At 37.4% G+C, this 16,798-nt stretch carries 12 protein-coding genes and 1 pseudogene; 3 read left to right on the forward strand and 10 right to left on the reverse strand.

All coding sequences use genetic code 11. The annotated features are described in order from the left end of the window. Positions 1-1,308: 1,308 nt before the first annotated feature. The 8 genes and pseudogenes from JFV29_RS02375 to JFV29_RS02410 form a co-directional block, all read right to left on the reverse strand. Positions 1,309-2,538 (reverse strand): MFS transporter, encoded by a 1,230-nt coding sequence (locus tag JFV29_RS02375; protein WP_201181016.1) that lies wholly within the window; start codon positions 2,536-2,538, stop codon positions 1,309-1,311. A 71-nt stretch (positions 2,539-2,609) separates the two neighbouring features. After that, the gene (locus tag JFV29_RS02380) at positions 2,610-4,223 is read right to left on the reverse strand and encodes an N-acyl-D-amino-acid deacylase family protein (RefSeq protein ID WP_201181017.1); all 1,614 of its coding nucleotides are present in this window, start codon (positions 4,221-4,223) and stop codon (positions 2,610-2,612) included. A 25-nt stretch (positions 4,224-4,248) separates the two neighbouring features. Next, complete coding sequence (locus JFV29_RS02385; RefSeq protein ID WP_201181018.1) at positions 4,249-5,727, reverse strand: M81 family metallopeptidase; 1,479 nt, start codon at positions 5,725-5,727, stop codon at positions 4,249-4,251. A 34-nt stretch (positions 5,728-5,761) separates the two neighbouring features. Further along, on the reverse strand, positions 5,762-7,081 hold the full coding sequence (locus tag JFV29_RS02390; protein ID WP_201181019.1) for a transcriptional regulator: 1,320 nt from the start codon (positions 7,079-7,081) through the stop codon (positions 5,762-5,764). A gap of 586 nt (positions 7,082-7,667) precedes the next feature. Beyond that, positions 7,668-7,964 (reverse strand): hypothetical protein, encoded by a 297-nt coding sequence (locus JFV29_RS02395; protein ID WP_242486778.1) that lies wholly within the window; start codon positions 7,962-7,964, stop codon positions 7,668-7,670. 524 nt (positions 7,965-8,488) lie between these two features. Then, positions 8,489-9,307 (reverse strand): putative protein N(5)-glutamine methyltransferase, encoded by an 819-nt coding sequence (locus JFV29_RS02400; protein ID WP_397329190.1) that lies wholly within the window; start codon positions 9,305-9,307, stop codon positions 8,489-8,491. Between the two features lie 764 nt (positions 9,308-10,071). Continuing rightward, positions 10,072-10,282: pseudogene (locus JFV29_RS02405) on the reverse strand (IS6 family transposase); the annotation flags it as partial. A 106-nt stretch (positions 10,283-10,388) separates the two neighbouring features. After that, positions 10,389-10,736, reverse strand: coding sequence for a hypothetical protein (locus tag JFV29_RS02410; protein WP_201181021.1), 348 nt, complete (start codon positions 10,734-10,736; stop codon positions 10,389-10,391). 636 nt (positions 10,737-11,372) lie between these two features. Here JFV29_RS02410 and JFV29_RS02415 point away from each other — a divergent pair. The 3 genes from JFV29_RS02415 (at position 11,373) to JFV29_RS02425 (ending at position 14,676) form a co-directional block, all read left to right on the forward strand. Then, the gene (locus JFV29_RS02415; protein WP_201181022.1) at positions 11,373-12,908 is read left to right on the forward strand and encodes a maltose/glucose-specific PTS transporter subunit IIC; all 1,536 of its coding nucleotides are present in this window, start codon (positions 11,373-11,375) and stop codon (positions 12,906-12,908) included. Between the two features lie 31 nt (positions 12,909-12,939). Continuing rightward, positions 12,940-13,632 carry an N-acetylmannosamine-6-phosphate 2-epimerase gene (locus JFV29_RS02420; protein WP_201181023.1) on the forward strand — a complete coding sequence of 231 codons (693 nt, stop codon included), beginning with the start codon at positions 12,940-12,942 and terminating at the stop codon, positions 13,630-13,632. A 201-nt stretch (positions 13,633-13,833) separates the two neighbouring features. Further along, positions 13,834-14,676, forward strand: a complete 843-nt coding sequence (locus JFV29_RS02425; protein ID WP_201181025.1) for a MurR/RpiR family transcriptional regulator — start codon at positions 13,834-13,836, stop codon at positions 14,674-14,676. A gap of 165 nt (positions 14,677-14,841) precedes the next feature. Here the strand turns inward: JFV29_RS02425 and coaA are convergent, their stop codons facing one another. Both coaA and JFV29_RS02435 read right to left on the reverse strand, forming a co-directional pair. Next, positions 14,842-15,762 (reverse strand): type I pantothenate kinase, encoded by a 921-nt coding sequence (gene coaA, locus JFV29_RS02430; RefSeq protein WP_201183319.1) that lies wholly within the window; start codon positions 15,760-15,762, stop codon positions 14,842-14,844. Positions 15,763-15,953: 191 nt separating this feature from the next. Continuing rightward, the gene (locus JFV29_RS02435; protein ID WP_053345612.1) at positions 15,954-16,247 is read right to left on the reverse strand and encodes an RNA polymerase alpha subunit C-terminal domain-containing protein; all 294 of its coding nucleotides are present in this window, start codon (positions 16,245-16,247) and stop codon (positions 15,954-15,956) included. Positions 16,248-16,798: the final 551 nt, after the last annotated feature.

Consider the following 16,798-nt stretch of genomic DNA (forward strand, 5'->3'; position numbering starts at 1 on the left):
TTTAATAGAAGCTTTTTGGAATACCTCTGATTCCATATCTTTCTTAATGCAAATTTTCGTTGTTGTCTCTTATCCATTCTCCCCATGCTATGTAACCGCCCTTAAATAAAATCAATATAAAAGAATAATATAATCGTTCAGGAAAATGGAGTTAAACCCTATCCAAAAGTTAAAAATATAAGTAATAACATTTTAATCAAACGTACATAACGTATAAAAGCAGCCTTAAATATATCCTTACCTTTGTCGTTATTCAGATTTATAAACATAATGTTTTCAATCGTTTTTAGCAACTCTAGTAAAAGGTCTTCTGATTTTTCATCCAAACATTTTGTTACTTTCTCTCATTTCACATCAGTATCGAGGGTAAACAAACACTGAATTCTATCAATAAATGAATCACTTCTTTCTTTTCCTATATCAAATTATTTCAGAATATTTACAAAGACCGTTATTGATAGTCATAATACATTTATTTTTGTATTTTATATAAACCAAATTAAAAACATTATTGCATATACTATTTTCAGATTTCCATACTTAATAAACTTCGAAAGATTTTACTTTTTTATAGGTGTAAAGACATTATATTTTTTTAAATTGTATTTGAGACAATATACAACAGGGGAATTATACATTTTTTCACAGAACATTCTTTGTGTACTATTCCATCTATTAAAGAGAACTTATACAATCAAATAGAACTTAATCTTAACGTTATTATCAAGGTTATGTATTAAGTCAACTCTTAGAATATTTAGTTATGATAAGAGTTTTAGGATGAAAAACATTGACATAAATCCAGTACAACCCATTTTTTAAGATGGTCTGTACTGATTTAAAAGTGTACTTTTACGACCGGGTAAATAACTTCTATCTTGAACAACCCTTATCGAATAATTTCGCACATGCATTTCCTGTGCTCTAATCTGTTTTAAAAGGGTATACCCAAAATAACATTTGGTACATCTACTATTGTCTGTTAAACAAAATATGACTTAGAAAAAGCCGATTTCCTTTAAGGAGTCGACTTTTAACATTTCTTCAACAAAACTTATTGAGCAAAAAACAATGGATCTGTCCACGTCGTAGATCTGCTCGATAAGTAATATACTGTTCACTATTTTTCTTGCATGTTTGATTCTTTCAATTGTGGACTCTACAAATGGCTGCCTAAAATTAAAGATAAAAAAACCCGAATTGGTTTCTATAGGCCTGATTCGAGTTTTTTTTATTTTCACTATATACTTTTAGTTTTAGTTAAAACCTCAAGAGATTTATTTAAGAGAAAGTCTTTGCTTATCGTTCCTATGCTAATAAGTCAACATCATTTGATTGCGCTATTTGATTATTCTTTTTAATAGAAAGTGCTGCGATTATTGAAATTCCAGAACATACAATTAAGAACCAAAACGCTCCGTTAAAAGAACCTGTAAGGCTGATGATAAAGCCCATGACGAGTGGTGATATAAAACCAGCCGCCTGTGCCCCCATATTAATTACACCCATTGCAGAACCGATAACCTTTTTGGACATGATTTTATGCGGCAAAGCAAAAGCAACTGTAAAGGCAAAGCTCTTAAAGATCATACAAAGATTCAAATATACCATTGCTGCCACAATGGAGGTCGAGGTAAACATCAAGTATAGGAATATTCCAGACATCAGCATGCCAAATGCCGCATAATACTTTTCCAAATTATTAAAAAAGCGGTCAAGCAGCCATCCACTAAAAAGCATAGCAACTCCTGTAGAGAGACCCGGGAGTGCTGCATAAAAACCCATGGACAAAAGATCCATTCCCCTAGCTTCCATTAGATAGGATGGAATCCAGGAGGAAAGTCCCCAGTTGACTATTCCGGCAGCAAACCACATGACAGTTATTTTCCACAATCCAGAATTCGCCAACAATTCCTTCAAAGGAACACTATTCTCTTTTAATGTTTTGTTAGAGGCAGTACTTTCTTTTGGTTTAAAATACACCCAGAAAGCAATTGTTAACAAAATTCCTAGCAATCCGATTACATAAAACATGTTTCTCCAGCCCATAAATAAAATCATCGGTGCAGCTACTAACGGAGCAAGCGCCATCCCAAAGTAATTGGATGACATTAAGTAAGCAGAAGCCTTTGGCCTTTCATCCCGGGGATAATAATCCGCAATACCTTTTTGCGAAGCGGAAGGATATCCTCCTTGACCAAGCCCGAAGAGAAATCGTATGACAAGTAACGAGATTAGAGACCAGGCAAAACCAGTAAATACGGTAAAAACCGACCACACAATGATGGACCATATTAACACTTTTCTTGAACCCAGTTTATCTGTCAGCCATCCTCCTGGTATTTGCATGATTGCATAGGATAAGAAGAAGCTACTCAAGATTGCCCCTACTGCAGCAGCATCCAAATTAAATTCTTCTTTAATAGATACAACAGCTACACTCATGACCATCCGATCCAAATAATCAACCAGATAACCAACGAACAGCAAAAATAGTATAAAGTGCTTGTTTTGGGACCTTCCAATGTAACGATTCATCTTATTCCTCCCTTTTCTTTTAATCTTTCATTTTTCAACAGACTAATTAATAGTGAAGTATTTATAAAAAATTACATTTTTCCAACTAAATCTATTTTTGAATGTCGGACTGCTCTAATTACATGCCCATCTCGTGCACCTGTGTATCTCCCATGATGAACGGTTAATTTTCCGTTTATATAAACCATAAGTATGCCTTCAGGCTCTAATAGCGGATCATCAAATGTAGCCCGATCTTTAATTTTTTCGGGATCAAATATAACAATATCTGCCTGATATCCCATTTTTATTAATCCCCTATCCTTCAATCTCATGAGCTGCGCAGGTGCACCTGTCATTCGACGAATTGCTTGTTCAAACGTCAAAGCTCCATCTTCTCTTACGTACTTGCCTAATACTCTCGGAAATGTCCCATATAATCGAGGATGCGGCTTGCCACCAAAAATTCCATCTGATCCTACCATTTGCAGTGGATGACACATACCCAACAGAACATCATCCGCAAAGCCCCAATGAATAACCATGGCTACATTTCCTTTTTCCTCAATCAGAATATCAAATGCGGCATCTTCAGGGGACTGCTGCCTGATTTCTGCAATTTCAATCATATTCTTACCTTCAAAGCATTTATTCGAAGCCGTTTGAACGGATGTAATAATGATATTTTTCCAACCACAATTTAAAACCCAGTTTTCGTACTCTGTGTTAGTTTTAAATTCATTGGATATTCTTTTTCGGACTTCAGGAATACCCAATCGAATCAGCGTCTCTTCCGTTCCTCCTGAGTGCATCCAAGGTGGAAGAATGGCATGAAAAACGGTTGAAGCAGCTGAATATGGATATTGATCAAAGGTAATTTCAATTCCTTCCTGTCTTGCGGCGTCCATCTTGTCTAGTGCTTTCTTAAATTTATCCCGATTTCCCTGGCCTATTATCTTAAAATGGGAAATATGAAGTCTTACATCGGATTGTCTGGAGACATCTATGACTTCATCCAAAGCTGACAAAGAATGAATGCTTTCATTGCGAATATGGACAACGAAACAGCCGTCATATTTGGCGGTACCCTTACATATTTCAATTAATTCTTCCTTATTCGAGAAAATATTTGGGGGATATACCAATCCGGAGGACAACCCTACTGCTCCCATACGCATTCCTTCCTCGACTAACGAACGCATTTTTTTCAATTCTTGTTTAGTAGCGGTTCTATTCTCAAATCCCATGACCAAGGAACGGACAGCTCCATGAGGTACCAGGTAAGCAGCGTTGCCTACCATTTTTGACTTTTCGAGAAATGAAAAATATTCATCAATGCTATTCCATGGCCATTCCCCTATATCGCCATTTAGTCCGCTTAATTGCTTTTGCCATAACGGCTTTGTTTCTTCTGATACAGGAGCGACAGAAATACCATCCTGTCCAAATAATTCTGTAGTCACACCTTGAAGTGCCTTTATTTTATGAACTTCAGGAACGGTGCATAGTAAATCAGAATGGACATGAGGATCAATAAATCCTGGTGAAACCGCCAATCCTTTAGCATCGATAGTTTGTACAGCTTGTTCTCTGCCTAAATTTCCTATAAAAGCAATTTTCCCATCCTTGATTCCAATATCCGTTTTCGTCCATGGGTTTCCTGTTCCATCATAAACTCTTCCATTTTTTATTATCACGTCTAGCATTTTGCCACATCCTTTATAAGTTTAGTTAGACTAATAGATGATTTCTTATAGAATCAAAAGGGTATATAGGTCTGCTTATATTCTTGTAGTCAAAGGTTGATAACTTGACACTGCTTAACCCAGGCGAGTCAACCGTTATAATTTCTTTAGCAATAGGCATGAAGGCTGCTCGGAAATGGTGAGCTGATTTCAAACCAACAATACTTGATTTTTCAACATCTATTCCATGAAGGAGGAATATTTGTTCATCAAATGTCTGTGAATTTACAGAACATACGATGATATCCACTTTTCCGACCGATAATCTTGCACTTCTCCCCAAGTTTACTTTGCTTCCATTCCACATCGGTGAGGATTGAATAAACTTGCCATCAGACAGACTTTTTACATAGGCTAATATTTTTAGAGGTTTCCCGTGTAATGTATCTGTTTTACCTCCTAATTCCACTTGAATCAGGGAACCCACACCTTCTTTATGGGCTATTTCCGCTACTCCTGGATCAAAAATAAATCCAAAGCAACTATTTGGAATGTTTGCTTCAATCATTTCCTTCAATAAAAAGGTGCCATCACCTGGTGTACCTGCACCAGGGTTATCGGAAGCTTCGTTAATGACGATGGGCATTTCATTCCGAGTGGAAGCATATGAAATTGCTTTCTTTGGTGAAAGCAAGATAGGAAAAAATTCATCTTTTTTCTCAAAAATTCTAGCAGCTATATCATCTGAAATTTTCTGTGCTAAAGAGGGTTCATTATTTGTAATGGTAATAACCGAAACACCTGCATGAGGAATATCTGAATATGGAAAGCCGTGAAATACAGTACAATCAAGCACCTCAGGATGACTTTCCCATTCTTGGCACCAGTCATTGATTTCATTAATTGGAGAATAGTAAGAAGTTGTAGTAGGAATAAGTAATGGTAATTTAGTTAAAGCCATTTCTGGGTTGACTTTCCCTTGAATAATACAAGCTGTTACATCAATCGCTTCAATCCCCCTTTCATAGGAATCCGTATGAGGGTAATCTATATTGCCGAGTAGTGCATCTGCTTCTTTAACCATGGTTTCGGTAATATTACCATGCAAATCCAATGCAGCTACGATAGGGATTTCGGAACCCACAACGCTTCTTAATTCCGATAAAATCTCACCTTCAATATCGTCAATTCCTTCAGCTACTCCGGCTCCATGAAGAAACAGACAAATCCCATCAAGTTTGCCAGAATTCATTATGCTAGATATTAATAGATTTTTTGCAATTTGAAATGCTTCCTGTGTTATCGTTCCTGAAGGATTGGCCATGGCTGCGAAGGTCGGCACAATTTCAATCCCAAGCTCTTCTCCCCGGTCAATCATCCCACCCCAATAATCTAGGACACCAGTATGCCTTTCGAGAAGTTCCTTTCCTTGGGTCCATTCCCATATTTTAAATAAGTCGACAGTCGTTCTTACTCGAGAAAACGTATTCGTTTCATGGGCCAACTGACCGATTGCTATCCTCATAAAATAACCCCTTTCTTAAATAGTAAAAAAAACTCTATCTAACAGACTCCATAAAAAATTGAAATTCATAAAGCTGTCGCGGTCTACCGCGGTGTATAGGCTGTTCCTCACCAACAATGACAGCTAAATTAGTATTTTCAAGTGTATTAAGAATTCTCCTTGCGCTCCTAATGGTCAAACCTAGACCGTTAGCAAGATCATTTGCCGTGATGCATTTACTGCCGAAGCACTCACAAAAGGAAAGTAATTTATTGATGGTTGCAATACTGAGTCCAGCTTTTTTTGCTAAGTTCATTAGATGTGGGTCATCACTCCGTAAGGAATATTTCAATCTTCCATCTTTTCCAACAGGCCCATAAACTGTTTCATCCATGTCAACCACAAAGCAACTGGGTTTATTCACTTTTGCCTTCGTAAGTGCTTTACGAGCACTCACTTCTGCTTCGTTTGCAGTATGTCCAAATCCAATTCCGATGGTGGTCTCTATATCAATTTTCATGGCTATCTCATCTAATAACGGAGCTTTTTTATATTTTTGGGTCGTTCTCTCAATTGCACCGCGAGTGGTTATAAATCGCACCTCATCCCGTTCTGACCAATCAAAAATAGCTTGAGCTTCTTCACAAAAATCTATAAGAAGATTTTGTAGTACAGCCTTTTTACGCTGTTCTCCATACTCTGATAATGGCTTATGTAAAGACGAAAGCAAATTATTAAAATGCAGTATTCCAATCGCAATTTGGGTATCGCTTTGGAGCAAGGCCTTCCCTTCTAAAAGAACATTATTCAGGCTGGTTCGAATAGCAGACTTAGTAGGGAGAACCCTGAATACTAGCACCCCTAGCCCTTTTAACGATTCATATACGGATTTAACACAAGTAATGGCTACTTGAGTTTGATTGTTACTCCACAGTTCATAATGAAATTGAACCATTTCCTCAGCTTTTTGATCGGTATTCAGAAAAATCTTTTCTGGATATATCTCTAAATCCTCTAGACACTCTTTTACTTCTCTATTCGGCAATGTATCTATACTAATCCTCAATGGTGCTTTGATTGGGTTAAACTCAGTTTCAGTAATAATTTTAAAAAGAGTACGATACAAAGATGTTCCTGTTGATGGAATAAAAACCATTGGCTTAGTAATGTTTTGGTTTTTAGCTATCTGATAAGGGATAGTGCCTGCAAATAATAAAACATCCGCTTCGTCGGCTCTTTTTTTTATCACATCTAATGTTTCCTGTTCATGATTGTAAGGAGCAGGTAACATGGTAATAGCGGAGTATGATTGGCCGATAGTGACTACTAGTTCTACTAAATCCATAGGGCCGATAACTAATACTTTTGTATTCATTCATCCTCCTGCTTTTTTCAAAATATACTGAATAGTTAGATAGTTAATGTTACTTATAACATTAACTATCTAACTATTAAAAGTAAATGTCTGTTAATGGACCGAAATACGATTTTTTTGAGCAATCAGTTATTTATTTGGTCTTTCTCTATTCGTTCCACTAGAGGATACATATTTTTGTACATTCAGTTCATTAATAGACCTGGGCCCTTATTGATAAATTATCCATATCATACGTTAATCGTGTGATATTGGAGAAAACATTTCTATTTGCCACATCAATGACTGTAACAACCCTATTTCCTCAATCACCACTAACCGGGGATATAGAAGATCCATCGTATATTTTTGGCTATGTTAAAGGAAAGGGTTGATTTATAGGTTCAAATGTAGGTGCTATTTAAAATAATGATAAATGGAATTACTGAAGAGACAAAAGGGAACAAGAATTTTTATAAAGAACACCTCAATGATGAATTTATAATATTATTCCCAATAAAAATAACTTGGAAAAGTATCTCCAAGCTCATTTGTTTTACTGTCTGATTTTTTACTAGGCCACTCGCTAGTCCGATAGAAATCTTATTCAGAATAAAGCCAAGGGATCGGTGGGGGTACCAGCTTCAGGTAAAAGATAAACAAAAGTGAAAAAGAAACAAATTAAAAGACCGAAAATAATAATGAATAAAGAAAGGAATGGCTTAATCTTTTTAATAATCCCATACATACCACATAGGATACTTATAACACCTATAAATAGTTCAAATAGTGCTACTGGATACACAGAATAATGCTCCATAATAATTACTCTAAAGGAATTAAAGATTGTTATTGATAGAACAAATATTATTTGTAAAGCTAGACCCCAATAAGGAATTTTCATTTTCTTCCTCCTAAAATTACATATCTCATATTCACTTTAACATAGATACCCAAAGGGCCCTTTAAACACTTCACAATTCAAATAAATGCATGGGAAACGACCATCCATATCAATCAACGAGTTTATATTTTATCTTTTTTTATATCAACCTTAACCTTTAACTATGCCATATTTTTTCTAAATGAAAAAAGATTTGCCTACAGTTGTTATGTAGGCCGGTGGTGATATAACCTTATAGGGATAGCGTAGCTGCAACTGCATCCACCTTAATACACATCAGATATTAAGGCTTATAATTTCTTTCAGGACCCTTGTTAAATTTAACTGCCCGGTTTGTTGCATACAAAAAAGGTTGCCTCAGCAACCCTCTCAAATAAAGGTAAAGCACTTGTTCGATTAGTCCTATTTTAACTTCGAACTATGACATGAACCTTTATATTATTTACGCGACTTTTTTATTGGGCCATATTTTTGACTTCCATCACAGGCTATCAAGCAAACATCACTCTCATTTGCGGACAGTGCTAGCCGTCCGAACTGCTCTGAAGGTCGGGCTTGGTTCCGATGACGACGGTGGCGTCCAGTTCGTCGAATCTGGCCACTTTCGGTACCAGCCCGTTGCGAGTGAAAATCTCGACGGTCTTCGGCGCCTGTCGCTCGCTAGTCTCGACCAGCAGGTGGCCACCCGGTGCCAGCCAGATTGGGGCCGCGTTCGCCACCCGTCGCTGGACGTCAAGCCCGTCCGCTCCCCCGTCGAGCGCCACCCGTGCCTCGTGTATGCGGGCCTCCGGGGGGAGCAGTCCGATCACCTCGGTGGGTACGTAGGGTGCGTTGGCGACCAAAACGTCGACGCGCCCCCTAAGTGTGGAGGGCAACGACTCGTAGAGGTCACCTTCGTACACGTAACCACCTGCGACAGTGACGTTGCGGCGGGCGCACCGCACCGCCGCCGGGTCGATGTCGGTGGCGTACAACTCGATTCGTTCCAGTGCAGCGGCCACCGCGGCGCCCACCGCGCCCGATCCACAGCACAGGTCAACCACGATGGCTCCTGGTCGGGCGATGTCGGCGGCCTGTCGGACGAGAAATTTTGTGCGTTGACGGGGTACGAAAACTCCAGGGTCCACCGCTATTCGCAGTCCGCAGAACTCCGCCCAGCCAATGACGTGTTCGAGGGGCAAACCGGCGGCTCGGCTGTCAACCATGGCGGCAAGGTCGGCTGGAGTCCGTTCCGCGGAGAGGAGCAACCGGGCCTCATCTTCGGCGAAAACACAACCGGCGGCCCGAAGCCTGCTGACTATGTTTGTACAAGTGATATCTCCATGAAAGCCACCATAATTCACAAATGATCCTGCCTCGGCATGGAGTGTTACTTCATCAACATTTTTTGAAGTTGCAGACTCAGTTGTTAACTTACTTCCATCAACACAATTGACTCTCCCAAAGCTCAAAGTAGCTTTCCTTAAGTCCATAAATCCCCCTCATTCCCATCCTCGTAACTATCCGGTTAGCACAATAAGAAGCAGGCATTGTTATGTTATAACCCCTTTTCTTAAACTTAAGCAATCGTTTCGATTAACTAAAAAAGGCGTACCACTATCGTAGTAACACCTTCCTTTTTGAGCCTTCAAAGTTATATATTCGTCAAAGGGAAAAAAAATCCCTTTTTCCACTAAACCGCCCCGTTAATTGCATAAAAATAGGTTGCCTCAGCCACTCTCTCAGTGAAGTAAAGCACCCATTAGTACATTACTTTTTTTAGTAAAAAACTCATATTCCCCCCATTTTTTCTAGTGTAATCAATTGTATATTGTTCCAATTCTAGCAATATATTAATATTTTTATGATCACTCGAAATATTGATAAGTAATGGTAATGAAAAAAAGCTTTGGCTTCTTCAACTAACCCAATTCAATTTGACCATTAATACTTTTGAGCATTGCAATACTAACTATGCCTCATTTCTTCAGTTTCAATAAGTCGGTGACTCCCTTGGGAATTAAACATCTTTTTGGTCTTACGAGAACCTTATCAACCGATTAAGATTGGCCTTGCATGATTAAATGACTCTTCAAGAGTCTAGTGGCTATTCCTCCATGTTGATTTACATCCATTGACCTTTTACTTTGATATACTTTTCATCCACTCTCCAGGAGTCATTTGTTGTATTAAGATGACGCTGTATTCCTTCACCTAATGTCAATCAATATTGATGACCCAACGCATAAATCGTTGTATGAGCCATCGATAAGCCACGTTCTTCCCCTCATCTCCACTACATTAAGAAAGCTCAAGTTGCACCGCAGGTACCATCTCATTGTTAACAAAGTATATGAGTCAAACTTATTCAAAATTAATACTTCATGATGAAAATCATCTTGAACATTAATAGTCATTAGATTTTGCACCAGGATTGAACTGTCCCTACTTTATTTTTGAGACAATTAATCCAACTACAATAATCGAAAATCCCAATAAAGTTTTCCAAGTAGGCACTTCCTTTAAAAATATGTACCCCATTATCAATGCGATTAAAATTTCTATCCCCTTAGAAGTAACTAAGACATATGTCAGGTTATGTATAGCTTTAAATCCAAACTTTACTCCATAACCTATCAGCATATTAGCAGTTAAAAATAAAGGTAAGACACGAAGATGGAACTTGAGTGTTTCCCAAAAAGCTGAATCAATGTGTTTACTTTGATAAGAAAAAATCAGGTTTATCAGAAATAATCCTAAGAACAAGCACGCTAAACTGTAAATATAATTCATGCACACACTCTCTTTACTAAACTTCTTGTTTTTAGCATTAGTTTATCCTAAAAGGTTTTTCTTATACCATAAATTTTGCATAAGGTAAAAAAAATGGTTCTGTCACAAAAATGAATAATAACTATTGTGAAGATATCTTTTATTTGTAATTAAAAACTTTATTACAAATTAGCCGTATTTCTGTCCGTAAAATAGTAAAAGCAACTAGTATCACTCATACAAGTTGCTTTTTCTAAAGAGACCTCTTATCAAAAAACATTGTGAAAAGATTTAAGACAGCAATCACAACCGCAATACACCATGAGAGGATCTTTTTATTTAGGCTCATTTAAACATTAATTTTGATAGTTAAACAAAAGAAAAAGGAAATTAATTTAGTCCTTTGTATGTCTTCTTGACCTAAACCAGCTAATAGGAAATACTTTTTTTGCAATCAGATTTTCAGAGATTATTTTTTTTTGAAAACTTTTTCAAAAAAATCAGCTCCTAGGTGAAAACAATTGATATCTCTTGCTTCGTATTGAAAACGCTTTTATAGGGATTTAATATATAGCTATAGGGAAGAGATACCCCTTATTAATAGAGAATCAAAATATAGAGAACATTATAGGCTCGTTAAATGAGGGAGGAATTTTTATGAAGAAAGCTTTTGAGAAAGCGCAGCAGTTCGGTAAATCTTTTATGCTCCCGATTGCCGTTTTGCCAGCGGCCGGTTTATTGCTGGGAATTGGCGGTGCTCTTTCTAATCCAAATACAGTTGAGGCCTATCCTTTTTTAGACTTTGCCTGGCTGCAGGCCATTTTCACGATCATGAGTTCTGCAGGAAGCATCGTATTCGGTAACTTGCCGGTCATTTTTGCCGTAGGTGTTGCAGTAGGATTGGCACGTTCGGATAAAGGGACCGCTGCACTGGCAGCCATGATTGGCTATTTCGTCATGAACAGTTCCATAAATGCACTGCTTCAAATAAACGGGGAACTTGCCAAAGAGAATTTGGCAGGTGCCGGACAGGGAATGGCGGTCGGAATCCAAACACTGGAGACTGGTGTGTTTGGCGGTATCGTAGTAGGTATCGTTGCCGCACTTTTGCACAATAAATATAATAAAATTCAGCTTCCGCAAGTGTTAGGATTTTTCGGTGGTTCCCGTTTCATTCCCATCATCGTTTCCTTCGCGTCCATCTTGGTTGGAGCCATGCTTTTTATCGTATGGCCTTATTTCCAACTTTTCATAAACCAATTAGGTGCGCTGGTAACGAGCACAGGTACGATTGGGACTTTCTTTTACGGATTCATATTACGGATGCTCGGGCCGTTAGGGTTGCACCATATTTTCTACCTTCCCTTCTGGCAAACAGCTTTAGGCGGAACGATGGAGATTAAAGGGCAGATTGTCAGCGGGACCCAGAATATCTTCTTTGCGCAATTGGCCGACCCAACTACCGTCAAGTACTATGAGGGTGTTTCCCGGTTCATGTCCGGAAGGTTCATCACGATGATGTTTGGTTTACCCGGCGCGGCATTGGCCATTTATCATTGCGCTAAACCTAAAAATAAGAAAGTCGTGGCCGGCTTGCTTCTTTCAGCTGCCTTAACATCATTCTTAACAGGCATCACCGAACCGCTTGAATTCAGTTTCTTATTTGTCGCCCCGATCCTTTATGTTTTTCATGCCTTGTTTGACGGACTTGCCTTCATGATGGCAGATATATTCAATATAACGATCGGTCAAACCTTTTCTGGAGGATTTATTGATTTTACTTTATTCGGGATACTCCAGGGCATCAGTAAAACAAACTGGATTTATGTACTTCTAGTCGGCATTCCGTGGTTTTTCCTATACTACTTCACTTTTAAATTCTTGATCAGGAAGAAAAATTTGAAAGTGGTCGGCCGTGAAGATGATGAACAGGTCGCAGTTACACAAGTAACGGCATCAGAGAGAACCCAGACCATCGTTAATGGATTAGGCGGACAGGAAAATATCGATATAGTCGATTGCTGCGCAACCCGTCTACGTGTCACTGTAAAGGATGAATTATTGGTAAAAGATGACTTAATTATGCAAACTGGTTCAAAAGGTATCGTGAAAAAAGGAAATGGTATTCAAATAGTATACGGTCCCCAAGTAACGATCATCAAAAATGAAGTGGAAGAATACTTGGGTCATTAAGAACATAGATAACGATAAGGACGTGTTAAACATGCAACAGGTGCTGGATAAAATTCACAAAGGCTTAATTGTATCATGTCAAGCATTGGAGAATGAGCCGCTGCACAGCTCTTTTATTATGGGACGCATGGCCATTGCTGCCAAAGAAGGCGGTGCAACGTGCATTCGCGCAAACTCTGTAGCTGACATAATGGAAATCAAGAAAAATGTGGACCTTCCAGTCATAGGGATCATTAAACAGGTGTATGGACAAAACGATGTCTATATTACTCCCACCATGGTCGAAATTGATGCTTTAATGGAAACTAAAGCGGAAATCATTGCGACGGATGCTACTGCTCGGTTAAGACCGAACGGTAAAACGTTAGAGCAGTTTTATTGTGATATAAGAGCAAAATATCCAGATGTTCTTTTAATGGCTGATGTATCGACCATAGATGAGGCTGTATACGCTGACCATTTAGGATTTGATATTGTAGCACCTACACTCTACGGCTATACAAATGAAACAATGGGACAGAAAATTTATCAGGATGACTACGCTGTGCTCAAAGAGATAATAAAAGCAGTGAAAAATGCAAAAGTTATTGCAGAGGGAAATGTCATAACACCAGAAATTGCTCGTTCTATATTAGATATGAATGTCCATGCAGTGGTAGTAGGTGGCGCTATTACCAGGCCACAGCAAATCACAAAAAGATTTGTAGATGCTATGCAAAAATAGAAACTTTGTAGATGTGCACCGAACATTACAAAAGAATGAAAAAGACTCAGACTATCAGCAGTTTGGGTCTTTTTCTCGATTAATTTTGTTGTAGCTGCAACTTTATTTAAAACTATCGGTTATAGACGTTCTTAATGGTTACATTAAACTATACTAAAGAAAGCATACATTTAAGAAATTCAACCTGAAATGGGTGGTCACATGGAATATCTAGCAGAAAATCTCATATATGGAATCGAGTGCAGTATGAGCAAATTCACAAAAACAGAAGAAGAATTAGCCAAATATATTCTTCAACGCCCTGATGAAGTTAGCCAGTTAACAATAAGTCAAATTGCTAAAAATCTTCACATTTCGCCAGCAACCATTACGCGTTTTTGCCAGAAACTAGCTTTTTCAGGATTTAATGAGTTTAGACATGAGTTAAAAAGGTTCGTTGATCTGCAAAATACACCGATAAGCATGAAAAACATTAAGCAGGTAGATTATTTCGCTAAACTGTACCAAGATCACTTAGGAATCATTGACAACACCTTTCGTATAGCTACTTATGACGATATCCAGAAGGCGGTATCTTTCCTTACTCAGGCAGATAAGATACATGTCTATGGAATAGGAAGTTCGGGTATAGCCGCCCAGGAGTTTAAATCCAAGTTTTTCCGAATTGGTTTACATGTTGAGGCTATTACGGATACTCACCAGGCAATGATGGATGCGGCTTTAAGTAACCAGAATAGTGTTGTCATTGGCATTTCCATTTCCGGAGCAACAAAAGAAGTCATTCGTGCTGTTAAAATTGCAAAGAAACAAGGCTCACTCATATTAGTTTTTACAGGTGATAAAAATTCTGAGCTTTCTCAGCTAGGTGACTTATCATTATTAGTAACCAGTAAAAGTAGCATGCATATGGGACAGAATATTTCTCCCTTACTTCCGCTCTTATTACTTTTTGATTTAATATATACAGAGTTAGTAGCAAAAGATTATAAAAACAGGATAAATATTAGAGAAAAGACTTTACAGGTATTAGCTGATACTGACTAGTTTTCTTGGAACGTTTACGTCCTAATTTATATTAGACATTTGATTGCTCTATAATACTAAGAAACATACTTTCAAAAGGCCGCCAATTGGCGGCCTTCTTATGGCGCTAACGCACCTGTTCGTTGAATTAGATATATTTATTTTTTAAAAAAGTTTTAAATTATATTATCTTCGTAAATAGATATTTTCAGCTTTATGATCTGGTCCTTTTTTTAAAACTAGATTGGCCCTTCCTTTTGTCGGTAGTATATTTTCATGTAAATTTTTCAAATTAATTTCTTCCCAAATTTGAGTCGCTTGTTTAATAGCATTTTCTTTAGACAAGTTAATGTACCGATGAAAATAGGATTCGGGACTTTGAAATGCTGTCTCTTGAAGTAGAAGAAACCTTTCAACATACCACCTTTCTATGTCATGTATCTCTGCATCAACATAAAGTGAAAAATCAAAAAAGTCACTGACAAATACTTGATTTTCTTTGTCAACTTGAAGAACATTAACTCCTTCCACTATTAAAATATCTGGATTACTGATAGTTTGTACTTCATTCGGCAAAATATCGTACGTCAAATGTGAGTAGATTGGAACTTCCACTTTATTTTTTCCAGCCTTTACATCTCCGATAAGATTAATTAATTTTTGTGTATCATAACTTTCAGGAAACCCTTTTCTTTTCATCATTCCTTTTTCTACTAAAATCTCATTTGCGTACAAAAAACCATCTGTTGTGACTAGACCTACATTTCTATGGTTATCCCATCTAGATAATAATGTCTGAAGTAACCTTGCTGTTGTACTCTTTCCTACAGCAACACTTCCTGCAATTCCAATAATATAAGGGGCTTTTTTAGCATTATTTTTTAGAAATGAAGAAGTAGCTGTGTTAAGTTGCTGATAAGCTTCGACATATAAATTAATTAAACGAGTCAAGGGCAAATAAATCTCTTCTACTTCCTGAATAGATATTTCTTCATTTATTCCTTTTAAGTTATCTAATTCTTCTTCAGTTAAAGGAAGAGGAGTATGATTTCGTAAAGATGCCCACTTTTTTCGATTGAATTCAAAATAGGGAGTATAGGAACTCATGATTTTCGTTACCTCACTTTTTAGAGTTACTTTCAGTTTAACAAGGATGGTGGCCAAAAAAACTCAGGAACCATCGATGTTTCTAATCCCTTATTGACATAAAGCCCCTGTGACTTGAGGAAGAAATTGAATAAAAAATTATGCTCCAGTAGGCATAAAATGCATTACTTAAGTTTAATCATTCTTGGTGTTTAATTTTTGAATGATAACCCATTTGTCTCCAAAGCAGTCCTAAGTTTAGGTATAGAAGCTGGTCCCATACCGTGAAATTGCAAAATCTCTTTTTCACTAAATTTTGATAGCTGTTGTAGTGAAGTTACCCCATTGTTTTCCATTGCTCGTCTGGCTGGCGCAGAAAGTAGTGAAAGAAATCCGTTGTCAGGTTTGCGCTCTTGCTCACAAATAGGGCAGGTCGGACAGTCGCTACCCTTATAATATTTGTGTCCTTTGTTGCAAGTCCTTACATTTTTCTTTGAAGTTGTCATTTCTAATGTCTCCTTTTCTCAAGAATTTTTTAGCAGTCTATCTTCTGCCAACTTTTCAATGGATTACTTAAGAAGTAATAACATCATAGGTATATCAAGCTAAGCATTAGCGGCTACGTATTCGCCCCATTCCTGCTGTTATGTAACTAAACTCCCTCAATAAAAAAGGATATAACTGGACATTTGAAGAAAAAGACTCATAGGAAAGCTGCCCCGTTAGCTCCATTAGAATAAGAGCTGCCAAAGCAATTTCCTTAATAAAATAAAGCACCTGTTAGCTTAATAATCCGTTTTATCGTTTATCATTATCTAATTCATCATCAAGAAAAGACTTTTTATCTTCCTTTAAATTCATACTTCTTTTCAAGAAATTGACCAATAATTGAACTATTAATACCTTTCCTTACTGCTGTTTCGATAACTATATATAGAATAAATAACCCAAAAATATAAAAAACATTAGGTATGAGCCTCCACTAAAAATCCCCCAAACTAATAATCAATAATTTCCTTTACTTTACCATAAAATTCAGAATTCCTTTTGGAACTAA

The organism is Peribacillus sp. TH16, assembly GCF_016651095.1.
GTDB lineage: Bacteria > Bacillota > Bacilli > Bacillales > DSM-1321 > Peribacillus > Peribacillus butanolivorans.

What these genes read in the sequence shown, in the direction of transcription:
- JFV29_RS02375 (WP_201181016.1), bottom strand. Translation starts at nt 2,538, where the DNA reads ATGAATCGTTACATTGGAAGGTCCCAAAACAAGCACTTTATACTATTT.
- JFV29_RS02380 (WP_201181017.1), bottom strand. Translation starts at nt 4,223, where the DNA reads ATGCTAGACGTGATAATAAAAAATGGAAGAGTTTATGATGGAACAGGA.
- JFV29_RS02385 (WP_201181018.1), bottom strand. Translation starts at nt 5,727, where the DNA reads ATGAGGATAGCAATCGGTCAGTTGGCCCATGAAACGAATACGTTTTCT.
- JFV29_RS02390 (WP_201181019.1), bottom strand. Translation starts at nt 7,081, where the DNA reads ATGAATACAAAAGTATTAGTTATCGGCCCTATGGATTTAGTAGAACTA.
- JFV29_RS02395 (WP_242486778.1), bottom strand. Translation starts at nt 7,964, where the DNA reads ATGAAAATTCCTTATTGGGGTCTAGCTTTACAAATAATATTTGTTCTA.
- JFV29_RS02410 (WP_201181021.1), bottom strand. Translation starts at nt 10,736, where the DNA reads ATGAATTATATTTACAGTTTAGCGTGCTTGTTCTTAGGATTATTTCTG.
- JFV29_RS02415 (WP_201181022.1), top strand. Translation starts at nt 11,373, where the DNA reads ATGAAGAAAGCTTTTGAGAAAGCGCAGCAGTTCGGTAAATCTTTTATG.
- JFV29_RS02420 (WP_201181023.1), top strand. Translation starts at nt 12,940, where the DNA reads ATGCAACAGGTGCTGGATAAAATTCACAAAGGCTTAATTGTATCATGT.
- JFV29_RS02425 (WP_201181025.1), top strand. Translation starts at nt 13,834, where the DNA reads ATGGAATATCTAGCAGAAAATCTCATATATGGAATCGAGTGCAGTATG.
- coaA (WP_201183319.1), bottom strand. Translation starts at nt 15,762, where the DNA reads ATGAGTTCCTATACTCCCTATTTTGAATTCAATCGAAAAAAGTGGGCA.
- JFV29_RS02435 (WP_053345612.1), bottom strand. Translation starts at nt 16,247, where the DNA reads ATGACAACTTCAAAGAAAAATGTAAGGACTTGCAACAAAGGACACAAA.